The organism is Simiaoa sunii, assembly GCF_014337175.1.
Classification (GTDB): Bacteria; Bacillota; Clostridia; order Lachnospirales; family Lachnospiraceae; genus Acetatifactor; species Acetatifactor intestinalis.
The window spans coordinates 1,333,616-1,347,177 of the sequence record NZ_CP060633.1; the positions used below are offsets into that span (position 1 = coordinate 1,333,616).

Here is a 13,562-nt window from a genome sequence, read left to right on the forward strand (position 1 = left end):
ACAGAAATGAGGAAATAAAAATGGCTGTTTTATCGAATTTAGAACCGAAGGAAGTGTTTTACTATTTTGAAGAGATCACGAAGATCCCTCACGGATCCGGAAATGTGGATCAGATCAGTGATTTTCTGGTAGATTTTGCAAAAGCACACAATCTTTTCTATATACAGGATGCCATGAAAAATGTCATTATGGTCAAGGAGGCGACACCCGGATATGAGGACGAGCCGGTGGTGATCCTGCAGGGACATATGGATATGGTAGCGGTGCAGACACCGGAATGCACCATGGATATGAAGACGGAAGGATTGAAGATCGGCATTGACGGAGACAATATCTACGCAGAGGGTACCAGCCTCGGAGGAGATGACGGCATCGCTGTAGCATACGCACTGGCTCTGTTGGATTCCGAAGAGATCAGGCATCCCCGTCTGGAAGTGATCATCACGGTGGATGAGGAAGTCGGGATGGACGGTGCCAGAGAGATCGACCTGTCCATGCTGCAGGGACATCGCATGATCAATCTGGATTCCGAGGACGAGGGCATTTTCCTGACCAGCTGTGCCGGTGGTGCGAGAGTGAACTGCCGTTTCCCGATGAAAAGGCAGGAGCTTACCGGCCTGCGCTATGAACTGGAGGTTTCCGGTCTCCTGGGCGGTCACTCCGGCGGGGAGATCCATAAGGAGAGAGGCAATTCCAACTGTATCCTGGGAAGACTTCTGTGGAAGCTGTCTGAGAAAATGCCCGTAGGACTGGTATTTGCGGACGGAGGACTGGCAGACAACGCAATTCCCAGACAGACGAAAGCAGTAGTCGTAGTAGAGGAAAAAGATGCGGCAAGCTTAGAGCAGCAGGTAGCAGCTTTGGCAGCAGAACTGAGGGACGAGCTTGCTACCAAGGATCCGGACGTAAAGGTAACCGCGAAAAAGTTAATAGACACTGCCGAGACAATAACCTGTGCCACTCCGGAAGATACAAAACGTGTGGCAGCCTTTTTACAGGCAACGCCCAACGGTGTACAGGCGATGAGCGCAGATATGCCGGGGCTGGTACAGACTTCTCTGAATCTGGGTATACTGAAAGCAGATGAGGAAGTTTTGCGGGCAGAGTATTCTGTCAGAAGTAGCGTGGAAAGTGAGAAGGATAACCTGATCGCAAAGCTTTCTGCACTGGTGGAACTGACAGGCGGCGATTACGTGGTGACCGGAGATTATCCCGGTTGGAAGTACCGCGTCCATTCTCCACTGCGGGAAAAAATGGTGAAGCTGTATGCGGAAATGTACGGCACTGAGCCCAAGGTGGAGGCTATCCATGCAGGCCTGGAATGCGGACTGTTAGGCAGCAAGATTTCGGATTTGGATTGCGTATCCATGGGACCGGATATGAAGGACATTCATACGACAGAGGAGACCTTAAGCATTTCTTCCACGAAGAGAGTGTGGGAGTATCTGGTAAGGGTTCTGGAGACGAAGGACTGACTGAATTTGAGTAACAGAAAGTCCAGAGAATCAAATAAGGAATCAAATAAGATAGAAACAATCGAAAAATGTAAAGAGTTAGCAAATGGAAAAGGTTAAAATATAAATAACGTTGGAGGAAATACACTGTCACGGCGGTGTCAATAAAAAAATGAGCGATAAGATTTTATTCCAGTGTGACTATAATGAGGGAGCGCATCCGAAGGTGCTGGAGCGTCTGGTGCAGACCAATATGGAGCAGACACCGGGCTACAGCGAGGATAAATACTGCGAAGAGGCGCGAGAGAAGATCCGTAAGGCCTGTGGGGATGACAGTCTGGCAGTCCATTTCCTGGTAGGCGGAACCCAGACCAATGTCACAGTGATCAATGCAGCACTTCGCAAACACCAGGGCGTGCTTTGCGCTGTCACAGGACATATCAATGTCCATGAGACCGGTGCGGTGGAAGCTTGCGGACATAAGGTACTGGGACTGCCCAGTCCTGACGGTAAGATCACGGCAGCGCAGGTAGCAGAGGCTTACGAAGCCCATATTCACAACGACAGCTTTGAACACATGGTACAGCCGAAAATGATATATATTTCGAATCCCACGGAGGTTGGAACCATTTATAGCAAAGCAGAACTGACCGCTCTGTCCGAGACCTGCCACAAATACGGACTGTATCTGTTCTTAGATGGCGCCAGACTGGGCTACGGACTGGCAGCGCCGGACAATGATCTGACATTGCCGGATATCGCGGCGCTTTGTGATGTGTTTTATATTGGTGGAACCAAGGTCGGCGCATTGTTTGGAGAAGCAGTAGTGATCAAAAACCCGGAGCTTGCACAGGATTTCCGATATCTCATCAAGCAGAACGGCGGCATGCTTGCCAAGGGAAGGCTGTTGGGTCTGCAGTTTGATGCGCTTTTCACAGATGGTCTCTATCAGGAGATCTCCGCCCATGCCATTGCCATGGCGGAGAAGCTGCGGGAAGCATTTACGGCAAAGGGTTACACTTATCTGGCACCCAACCGGACTAACCAGATCTTCGTCATTGTGCCGGATGCACACCTGGCAAAGATTTCAGAACAGTTCGAGTACAGCTATGACCAACGGATCGATGCCACACACAGTTGCGTGCGATTCTGTACCGGCTGGGCCACGAGGGAAGAAAATGTGGATGCACTGATCCGGTGCGTGGAACAACTGTAATATGTCTAAAAAATTCCGCAGGCAGGGAAAGGCTTGCGGAATTTTAAAATTCAGAAATCAATGCGGTGTAGAACAGAGGTGAAAACACATGAATAAAGAAATGACCGTAAATGGGAAAAGCTATACAATAATTAAATTGCTGGGAAAGGGGAAAGGTGGATATTCTTATTTGGCAGAGTCTGGAAATAACAGGTATGTTTTGAAGCAGATACATCATGAACCTTGTGATTATTATCAGTTCGGAAACAAGCTTGAGGCAGAAATCAGGGATTACAGGAAATTGAAAGAAATCGGAATAAAAATGCCAGTCATGATTGAAACAGATGTGGAAAATGAACGCATTTTGAAGGAGTTTATTGACGGTGACACGATCTATCAGTTGGTTTTAGAAGACAAGATGAAAACTGACTATATCGAGCAATTGCATAGAATGTGTGCACTGTTATATGCTGCCAATACAAATATTGATTATTTTCCAACGAATTTTGTTGTACATAACGAAGAAATATATTATGTGGATTTCGAGTGCAATGATTACATGGAAGAATGGAATTTTGAAAACTGGGGTGTGAAATACTGGTCAAAGACACCGGAATTTTTGCAGTATGTGAAAGAACATTCATGACATGTCTTTCCATGTAAAGGAGCTATGCCGGAAGCGTTACAAAAAGTGAATACCGGATTGCAACATGAAACGTAACACAAAAAAAGTCCTTGAAAATCAAGGACTTTTTAATGAATCGGAGTGGCGGGATTCGAACTCGCGACCTCCGCCTCCCTAAGACGGCGCTCTAACCAAGCTGAGCCACACCCCGGAACGAAGATTATCATAGCATAGAATTTTATAAAAAGCAAGCCATTTTTTAAATTTTTCAAATTTTTTCTACAATTTTCCGAAGCAGCAAATAAAATACAAAAACAAAAGACGTCAAAACCTCATAAAAAAGATTTTGACGCCTATATATGAATCGGAGTGGCGGGATTCGAACTCGCGACCTCCGCCTCCCTAAGACGGCGCTCTAACCAAGCTGAGCCACACCCCGAAACGCAAGTAAGATGATACCATGGAATTTTACAAAAAGCAAGAGTTTTTTTATAAAAAGTTAATTTGCCCATTTTGAGTCTATTGTCGTACAATATAATGAGTATAAGGAAGTCAACATGTTTACATGATTGACGAACGACAACCTTAGCGAATAATATCCTGTGAAGCTAATACATAAAAACAGTGGAGGACAGGCTATGACCAATACAACGAAACTGGCACTGGAAGCAGCTTTGAAAAAAGAACTTCTCACGAAGTCTCTGGATAAGATCACCATTAACGAACTTGCAGAGGACTGCGGTATCAGCCGCATGGCTTTCTATTATCATTTCAAAGATATTTATGATCTGGTAGAGTGGGTTTGTGTGGAAGACGGCACGAAGGCACTGCAGGGGAAGAAGACCTACGAGAACTGGCAGGAAGGCTTCTGTCAGATTTTCGAGGCAGTGCAGGAGAACAAACCTTTCATTATGAATGTCTACCGCTGCGTGGATCGACAGAAGATTGAAAGCTACTTAAACAAGTTGACCTACCAGCTCATTGCGGACGTGGTGGAGGAAAAATGCACCGGCATGCAGGTAGCGGAGGAACACAAGGAATTCATTGCCGGATTTTACAAATATGGTTTTGTGGGTGTGATGTTAGACTGGATCGACCGGGGAATGAAGGATGATTATCATAAGATCGTTGAAGAACTGGCAATCACTCTTTATGGAAACATCAGCCGATCCATCGAAAATTTTGAGCACACGGAAAAGAAATTTTGAAATAGTACTGAAATAGTATAAGTACTTTACAAAAAGGGCAGGATGATAAAAACTTTATCATTTACCCTCTTTTGTAAATTGGTTTTCTTATAAAAAAGAAGTAGGATACTACTTGTAAACAGAAAAACATTTGAGAGTCATCAAAGAAAGGTGGTAATCATTATGGCAAAAAAGAATAATATTGGACTGGGCCTGGCAGCACTGGCCGTAGGTGCAGGCGCAGTGGCAGCAGTAACCAAAGGACATAAGGCAGAGGTGAAAAAGGAGGAGAGAAAGGCAGCCGTCAAGGCAGCCAAGAAAGACTACCGCAACACCGAGCTTGGAAGATACGACAAGAACAGCAAAGGCATCTATTATTCCAATGGTAACTACGAGGCCTTCGCAAGACCTAAGAAGCCCGTAGGAGTGGACGAGAAGAACGCTTACATCGTAGGTAGCGGACTGGCATCTTTAGCAGCAGCATGCTTCCTGGTACGTGACGGACAGATGCCCGGTTCCCACATCCATATCTTAGAGGCAATGGATATCGCAGGCGGTGCCTGTGATGGTATCTATGATCCTACCAGAGGCTACGTCATGCGTGGCGGACGTGAGATGGAGAACCATTTCGAATGTCTGTGGGATCTATTCCGCAGCATTCCCTCTCTGGAAGTACCCGGAGCCAGCGTGCTGGATGAGTATTACTGGCTGAATAAGGAAGATCCCAACTACTCCCTGTGTCGTGCAACAAAGGATTGCGGACAGGATGCCCATACCGATGGCAAATTCAATCTAAGCCAGAAGGGCTGCATGGAGATCATGAAGCTGTTCATGACAAAGGACGAGGATCTGTATGACAAGACCATTGAAGATGTTTTCGATGATGAAGTATTTAACTCCACCTTCTGGTTATATTGGAGAACCATGTTCGCTTTCGAGAACTGGCACAGCGCACTGGAAATGAAGCTTTACTTCCAGAGATTTATCCATCATATTTCCGGACTGCCTGACTTCAGTGCACTGAAGTTCACCAAGTACAACCAGTACGAGTCTCTGATCCTTCCCATGAAGAAGTATCTGGAGGCAGCAGGCGTGGACTTCCAGTTCAACACCGAAGTGACCAATGTTATTTTTGATATCAATGACGGCAAAAAGGTGGCAAAGGCTATTGAGTGCAAGGTAAAAGGCGTAGAGAAGGGCATTGTCCTCACCGAGAACGACCTGGTATTCGTTACCAACGGAAGCTGTACCGAGGGCACCATCTACGGCGACCAGAACCATGCACCCAACGGTGACGCAGAGGTTCGTACCAGCGGTGTATGGAGCCTGTGGAAAAATATCGCAAAACAGGATCCTTCCTTCGGACATCCCGAGAAGTTCTGTTCTGATGTTTCCAAGACTAACTGGGAATCCGCTACCGTGACTACACTGGATGACAAGATCATTCCTTATATCACCAATATCTGTAAGCGTGATCCCAGAAGCGGTAAGGTCGTAACCGGCGGTATCGTAAGCTGTCAGGATTCTAAGTGGCTCATGAGCTGGACCATCAATCGTCAGGGACAGTTCAAGGAACAGGACAAGAATCAGGTATGTGTATGGGTATACGGCCTGTTCACCGACGTACCCGGCGATTATATTAAGAAGCCCATGAAGGATTGTACCGGTAAGGAGATCACTGAAGAGTGGCTGTATCACTTAGGTGTGCCCGTAGAAGATATCGAGGATCTGGCAGAGCACAGCGCAGTCTGCGTACCTACCATGATGCCTTATATCACCGCATTCTTCATGCCCAGAACCAAGGGTGACCGTCCCGATGTCATTCCCGACGGCTGCGTGAACTTCGCTTTCTTAGGTCAGTTCGCAGAGACCCCGAGAGACACCGTATTCACCACAGAGTATTCCGTGAGAACCGCTATGGAGGCTGTCTACGGACTGTTAGGTGTAGACAGAGGTGTGCCTGAGGTATGGGGCAGTGTCTATGACGTCAGAGAGCTTCTGGATAGCAGCGTGAAGCTGATGGATGGCATGTCCCCTCTGGAGATCGAACTGCCCGGACCTTTAAATGCACTGAAGAAGCCGCTGCTCCGCGTAGTGAAAGGCACTGTAGTGGAAAAACTGCTGCGTGACCACAATGTGATCAAAGACGGCATGCTGGATTAGAATTGTATATGGAATAAAAGTGCGAAGACTCCCACCGGAAAAATCCGGTGGGAGTTTTTTAAAAATCATACAAAGAAAGTTGAACAAATGTAAGCGTTTACATAATACTAAAGTACTAGACAAAACAAACAAAAACGTTATGCCTATTTTCAACATTGTGCACGAAAATCGGTACTCTGTCAAAAAATTATCAATTTCGTCTTGATATTCCTTTGGCAGATTGTTACAATATCAAAGTACTAAAAACCGAAGCCGAAATGCTCCGGTAGTGGTTTGGGTTACAAAGTTTTGTCAAAAATATTATAAAAAGGGAGACAAAGAAGTATGAAGAAATGGGTATATTTGTTTACCGAAGGTAATGCAAACATGCGCGAACTGCTTGGTGGTAAGGGTGCGAACCTGGCTGAGATGACCAACATTGGTCTGCCGGTTCCTCAGGGCTTCACCATTACAACAGAGGCATGTACACAGTATTATGAAGATGGACGCGAGATCAATGAAGAGATTCAGGGTCAGATCAACGAGTACATTACTAAGATGGAAGAGATCACCGGCAAAAAGTTCGGCGACCACGAGAATCCTCTGTTAGTATCCGTTCGTTCCGGCGCGAGAGCATCCATGCCCGGTATGATGGATACCATTCTGAACCTTGGTCTGAATGAGACCGTTGTTAACGTAATCGCTGAGAAGTCCGGCAACCCCCGTTGGGCTTGGGACTGCTATAGAAGATTTATCCAGATGTATTCCGACGTTGTTATGGAAGTAGGTAAGAAGTACTTCGAGCAGCTGATCGATGCAATGAAAGAGAAGAAGGGTGTTAAGCAGGACGTTGAGCTTACCGCTGACGATCTGAAGGAACTGGCTGGTCAGTTCAAGGCTGAGTACAAGGCTAAGATCGGTGTAGACTTCCCTGATGATCCTAAGGAACAGCTGATGGGCGCTATCAAGGCTGTATTCCGTTCTTGGGACAACCCTCGTGCAAACGTTTATCGTCGTGACAACGATATCCCTTATTCCTGGGGTACTGCTGTTAACGTTCAGTCTATGGCATTCGGTAACATGGGTGATGACTGTGGTACCGGTGTTGCATTTACCAGAGATCCGGCTACCGGCGCTAAGGGACTGTTCGGTGAGTTCCTGACCAACGCACAGGGCGAGGACGTAGTAGCAGGTGTTCGTACACCTATGAAGATCGCTGAGATGGCTGACAAATTCCCTGAGGCATTTGCTCAGTTCCAGGAAGTATGTAAGACTCTGGAAGATCACTACAGAGATATGCAGGATATGGAGTTCACCGTTGAGCATGGTAAGCTGTACATGTTACAGACCAGAAACGGTAAGAGAACCGCTCAGGCAGCTCTGAAGATCGCTTGTGATCTGGTAGATGAGGGCATGAGAACCGAGGAAGAGGCAGTTGCAATGATCGATCCTCGTAACCTGGATACTCTGTTACATCCTCAGTTCGACACCGCTGCTCTGAAGGCTGCAACTCCTATCGGCAAGGGTCTTGGCGCTTCTCCCGGAGCTGCATGTGGTAAGATCGTATTCACCGCAGAAGATGCAGAAGAATGGCATGCAAGAGGAGAGAGAGTTGTTCTGGTACGTCTGGAGACCTCTCCCGAAGATATCACCGGTATGAAGGCTTCCCAGGGTATCCTGACCGTTCGTGGTGGTATGACCTCTCACGCAGCAGTAGTTGCTCGTGGTATGGGTACCTGCTGTGTATCCGGTTGTGGCGACATCGCTATGGATGAGGAGAACAAGCAGTTCACTCTGGCTGGCAAGACCTTCCATGAAGGTGACTGGCTGTCTATCGATGGTACTACCGGTAACATCTATGATGGCGAGATCAAGACTGTTGACGCTACCATCGCAGGTGAGTTCGGCCGTGTAATGGCTTGGGCTGACAAATATCGTAAGTTAAAAGTTCGTACCAACGCAGATACTCCCGCAGACGCTAAGAAGGCTCGTGAGCTGGGCGCTGAAGGAATCGGTCTGTGCCGTACTGAGCATATGTTCTTCGAAGAGGACAGAATCGCAGCATTCCGTGAGATGATCTGTTCCGATACTGTAGAGGAGAGAGAAGCAGCACTGGAGAAGATCCTGCCTTATCAGCAGAACGACTTCAAGCAGCTGTATGAGGCTCTGGAAGGCAACCCTGTTACCATCCGTTTCCTGGATCCGCCTCTGCATGAGTTCGTTCCTACCGAGGAAGCTGACATTGAGAAGCTGGCTAAGGCACAGGGCAAGAGTGTAGAGACCATCAAGACCATCATCGCTTCCCTGCATGAGTTCAACCCTATGATGGGTCACAGAGGATGCCGTCTGGCTGTTACTTATCCTGAAATTGCCAAGATGCAGACCAAGGCTGTTATCCGTGCGGCAATCGAGGTTAAGAAGGCACATCCCGACTGGAATGTAGAGCCCGAGATCATGATTCCTCTGGTATGTGAAGTGAAAGAGCTTAAGTTCGTTAAGAAGGTAGTTGTAGAGACCGCTGATGCTGAGATCGCAGCTGCTGGTGTAGATATGAAGTACGAAGTAGGTACCATGATCGAGATCCCCAGAGCAGCTCTGACTGCTGATGAGATCGCTAAGGAAGCTGATTTCTTCTGCTTCGGTACCAACGACCTGACCCAGATGACCTTCGGCTTCTCCCGTGATGATGCAGGTAAGTTCCTGAACGCTTACTATGACACCAAGATCTTCGAGAATGATCCGTTCGCTAAGCTGGATCAGGCCGGTGTTGGCAAGCTGATGGAGATGGCTATCAAGCTTGGTAAGCCTGTAAATCCTAAGCTGCACGTTGGTATCTGTGGTGAGCACGGCGGAGATCCTTCTTCCGTAGAGTTCTGCCACAAGATCGGTCTGGATTATGTATCCTGCTCACCTTTCCGTGTACCTATCGCAAGACTGGCTGCTGCACAGGCTGCTATTGCTGATAAGTAAGGAAAGTCGGAAAGACGATCTGAGAGGGTATTACGCAGGTAATAAATTGGGGTATATGAGAATATGACGAGAACCTCATTACTGATAGAAATATCAGTAATGGGGTTCTTTTTTGGAAAAATATTGTGTGGGTGTCATACCGTAGTATTTTTTGAAAACCCGGTAAAAATAGGACACGCTCTGGAAACCGCAGGTCTTGCTGATGACAGAGAGGGGATTGCCGCCCTGTTCCATCTGGTGTATGGCGTGACGGAGGCGAAGCTTATTAATATATTCTTTTACGGTGAGAGATTCCGTCTGCCGGACAGCCCTGTGGACATAACTCTCGGAGACTCCACAGGATTCGGCGATATCCCGGACGGTCTGAATCGTGGTGTAGTTGGAGGTAATATAATTAATGATCCGCTGAAAACCGGAGGCTTTATTCTCACTGACGGGAATATCATTATCTAACGGATACTGATGACGAAAATCGTTGAGATCTGTAAGAATCTGTGCCAATAACAGGTAGGCAGTGGAAGATTTGCAGCAGGAAGCTGCGTTCCAGTCGAGGAGCTTTTGTCTGTAATCCTCAGGTATGAAAATGATCGGTGCCTTGAAACAGGTCAGATAGGAAGATACTACGACGGGTAAAAAGTATTTTTCCAGGTAGGCTTTTGAAAAATGAATGCAGATCCCGGTATAATCCGTGTCACCGACACTTCGGTGAGAGATATTGCTCTCAAACAGGCTTGCCATGCCGGCTTCTACCCGGTAGGTGATATCGCCGATGGTAACCAGACGCTCTCCGGAGAGCAGAATATAGATTTCATAGTTGGTGTGGTGATGCGAATAGGGCATGGACCACCCTTTTTTTGTATCTTCATAGGATATTTCAAAATCTTCGTATAAAAAAGTTCTTCTATCTGTCATTTCTGATTCACTCCTTCACACATATTATATCAAAAAAAGTTCAGGATAATGCAATAGATATAAAAAATAGTTCACGATAGTGAATTTAAAACACTAAAAGTAAGCTATATAATGATTCCGTAATGAAGAAGAAAAATATCAGAAAAATTACTGTGGATTTACTATGGAATTTTTCTGTACCGAAAAACGCTTGTGGGATGGAGTCATATATGAAAATATTGTTGGATGGAAGCTGGCACGTGGAACTGGAGGACGGAACCACGGGACAGATGGATCTGCCGGGAACATTGGATGAGAACGGGATCGGACATCGAGATGTGGGAGCGAATCAGTGGCATCCGGATGCGGCGTTGGGGAATGCAGAGGAAGAGATAGATAAAGATGCACCGATCGCTACAAGATTTACCAGGCGGCATACCTATGAAGGAAAAGCACGGATCAGCCGCAGAATAAAAATACCGGAATATGGCATGGAGCGGCTGTTCGTACGAGTGGAACGGGCGCGTGCGCTGCGATTGTTTGTGGATGGAGCAGAAAGCTGCATCTTTCGGCAGGGAACGCTGAGTACACCTTACATTTTTGAACTGACCGGAGTGACACCGGGAGAACATGAATTTACGTTTCTTTCGGATAACAGCTACCCGGGAATGCCAAAAACTGCTATCTGCTATTCTTCCGCGGCAACAGATGAGACACAGACGAACTGGAATGGGATACTTGGCGAATGCAGCATGTATACCCGACCGCAGAATTTTATAGACAGTCTCCGAGTATATCCGAGAGCGGTAAAAAAGGAAGAGAAAAATAAAGCAGATAGCTATGTGATAGATGTCTGTGTGGAGCTGGCACCGGGCGCAAAGGAAATATTAATAGATGCAAAAATGGTATTACAGTCAGAGACTCTGGCAGCAGGAAACTTAGAAAATACTCAGAAACTGACGGAGATTTTCGGTTGCGCCGGGGAGAACTTAATGGAAACCGGAGCCGAGGCACAAGAGAATCAGAAAACAGTGGAAATCTGGTTCCGAAATCTGCCCCTGCGGGAGAATGTGAAGCTGTGGGACGAAGCCGAAGGCAATCTCTATGAGATGGCGGCAATCCTAGACAGTGGTATGGCGGCAGAGTATGGGGACGATATCGTCGACGAGTGCCAGATCCGTTTCGGCATCCGCTCCTTTGGCGATAACGGCAGTGGCAGGCTGGCGCTGAATGGCAGGACAATTTTTCTGCGGGGTGAGGCAAATTGCGCAGAATATCCGGAGACCGGACATCCACCCATGACGATTCCGGAATGGAAAGAGATGTTATTAAAATATCGCAGTTATGGAATAAACTGTGTAAGATTCCATTCCCACTGTGAGCCGGAAGCAGCTTTTGCGGCAGCGGATGAGCTGGGGATGCTGTTGCAGCCGGAGCTGTCTCATTGGGATCCGAAGAATGCCTTTGGAACGGAGGAAAGTTACCGGTATTACCGGGCAGAACTTACAGCGATTTTGAAAACTTATGCCAATCATCCCTCTTTTGTAATGCTGACACTGGGCAATGAATTGCAGACTCAGGGCGAGGGCAGAGAGCGGATGCGGGAACTGGTCAGAACGGCGAAAAGACTGGATCCTACCAGGCTGTATGCGGACGGATCCAATGCGTTCTATGGCGAAGAAGGTTGTGACCCGGAGAACGATTTCTATACTTCCCAATGCTGTAAGGACGCGGTGATCCGGGGAACTTTTTCCGGTATGCGGGGGTATCTCAATGAAAACTATCCCTCCGCAGATCAAACCTATGATGAGGCAATGACAGAGATACGAAAAGAGTATCAGAAGCCGGTATTCAGTTTTGAAGTGGGGCAGTTCGAAGTGTTGCCGGATTTTGAGGAGCTGGAAAGCTTTCATGGAATATCGGATCCGGTGAATCTGAAACTGATCCGGAAGCGGGTTGAGGAACGGGGACTTTTACCCGTATGGAAAAAATATGTGGAAGCCACCGGCGAACTGTCCAGACTGGCATACCGGGAGGAAATTGAAGCAGCCATGCGGACGAGAGAACTTTCCGGGATTTCACTTTTGGGATTGCAGGACTTCCCGGGACAGGGGACGGCACTGGTGGGCATGATGAACTCTCATATGGAATCGAAACCGTATCTCTTCGCCAGACCGGAGCGGTTCCGGGAGTTTTTCAGAGAGAGCCGTATTTTCGTGAAATTGCCCCGCTATACCTATGAAGAGGGAGAATATCTGACAGCGGAAGTAGAAGTGGCAAATTTTGGAAAAGAGAGCATCAGCGGTGAGCTTGTCTGGACGTTGGGGTATCGGGACTGTGCCGTGAATACCGGAAGCGGGAAGTTTCTATACGGCCGGGCAGACAGGCAAAAAAACTGTCCTCCGGGGACTTATACTTCACTGGGAAGACTGGACATTCCTCTGGAGGTCAAGGGAGTATCGGCGGCATTCATGCTGACGGTGAGCATGGGTGACTGCACCAGTACCTATCCTGTGTGGGTCTATAAAAAAACAAGCCCGGAATGTCCGAAAAATGTATACGAAACGAGAGTATTTGATGAGCAGACGAGAGCAGTGCTTCAAAACGGCGGAAGAGTCTATCTGTCTCCGGACGCGGACGAAGAGAGCCTGCCGTATTCCATAAAAACACAGTTTACGACAGATTTCTGGTCGGTGGGAACTTTCGCGGATCAGGAGGGCGGTATGGGGCAGCTCATAGATACGGAACATCCGATTTTTAAGGAATTCCCCACGGATTTTCACACGGACTGGCAATGGTGGATCATGGCAACGAAGCGGGCGGTGATTCTGCCGCATCCCATGAAGATGATCATTACGGAGATGGACAGCTATGCTTTTTTACGTCCCATGGCACAACTGATAGAGTTTCGATGCCTGAAGGGAAAAGTATTGCTATCCACCATGGAATTGCATAAGAGTCAGCAGTATCCGGAGGCGAGGGCACTGCAGGCGGCAATTTATACATATCTGTCGGGAGAGAATTTTGAACCGGCGGAGGAATTAACGGAAGAAGAGTTAAGCACACTGGTGCGAGGTTAAAAATATACGGGCGGCCCA

Annotated in this window: 8 protein-coding genes and 2 tRNA genes; 7 read left to right on the plus strand and 3 right to left on the minus strand. The window is 47.4% G+C overall.

The window, feature by feature from the left end:
• Window positions 1-20 precede the first annotated feature (20 nt).
• The 3 genes from H9Q77_RS06260 (at window position 21) to H9Q77_RS06270 (ending at window position 3,295) form a co-directional block, all read left to right on the plus strand.
• Entirely contained in the window at window positions 21-1,475 is a 1,455-nt protein-coding gene (locus H9Q77_RS06260) for an aminoacyl-histidine dipeptidase (protein WP_249326880.1), read from the plus strand.
• 151 nt (window positions 1,476-1,626) lie between these two features.
• On the plus strand, window positions 1,627-2,670 hold the full coding sequence (locus tag H9Q77_RS06265; protein ID WP_249326882.1) for a threonine aldolase family protein: 1,044 nt from the start codon (window positions 1,627-1,629) through the stop codon (window positions 2,668-2,670).
• A gap of 88 nt (window positions 2,671-2,758) precedes the next feature.
• A complete protein-coding gene (locus tag H9Q77_RS06270) occupies window positions 2,759-3,295 on the plus strand; it encodes a BUD32 family EKC/KEOPS complex subunit (RefSeq protein WP_148445242.1) in 537 nt (178 codons plus the stop codon).
• Between the two features lie 115 nt (window positions 3,296-3,410).
• Here the strand turns inward: H9Q77_RS06270 and H9Q77_RS06275 are convergent.
• Window positions 3,411-3,485, minus strand: a tRNA-Pro gene (locus H9Q77_RS06275).
• 153 nt (window positions 3,486-3,638) lie between these two features.
• Window positions 3,639-3,713: transfer RNA gene (locus H9Q77_RS06280), tRNA-Pro, on the minus strand.
• 199 nt (window positions 3,714-3,912) lie between these two features.
• Here H9Q77_RS06280 and H9Q77_RS06285 point away from each other — a divergent pair.
• The 3 genes from H9Q77_RS06285 (at window position 3,913) to ppdK (ending at window position 9,573) form a co-directional block, all read left to right on the plus strand.
• Entirely contained in the window at window positions 3,913-4,482 is a 570-nt protein-coding gene (locus H9Q77_RS06285) for a TetR/AcrR family transcriptional regulator (protein WP_249326885.1), read from the plus strand.
• A 162-nt stretch (window positions 4,483-4,644) separates the two neighbouring features.
• Window positions 4,645-6,624, plus strand: a complete 1,980-nt coding sequence (locus H9Q77_RS06290) for an oleate hydratase (protein WP_249326886.1) — start codon at window positions 4,645-4,647, stop codon at window positions 6,622-6,624.
• Window positions 6,625-6,948: 324 nt separating this feature from the next.
• Window positions 6,949-9,573: a pyruvate, phosphate dikinase gene (gene ppdK / locus H9Q77_RS06295; RefSeq protein ID WP_118550855.1), complete on the plus strand. Its 2,625-nt coding sequence runs from the start codon at window positions 6,949-6,951 to the stop codon at window positions 9,571-9,573.
• A 93-nt stretch (window positions 9,574-9,666) separates the two neighbouring features.
• On the opposite strand, the gene H9Q77_RS06300 is transcribed toward ppdK, so the two are convergent.
• The gene (locus H9Q77_RS06300; protein ID WP_249326888.1) at window positions 9,667-10,485 is read right to left on the minus strand and encodes an AraC family transcriptional regulator; all 819 of its coding nucleotides are present in this window, start codon (window positions 10,483-10,485) and stop codon (window positions 9,667-9,669) included.
• A 209-nt stretch (window positions 10,486-10,694) separates the two neighbouring features.
• Between H9Q77_RS06300 and H9Q77_RS06305 the strand changes: the two genes are divergently transcribed.
• A complete protein-coding gene (locus tag H9Q77_RS06305) occupies window positions 10,695-13,544 on the plus strand; it encodes a glycoside hydrolase family 2 TIM barrel-domain containing protein (protein WP_249326889.1) in 2,850 nt (949 codons plus the stop codon).
• Window positions 13,545-13,562 lie beyond the last annotated feature (18 nt).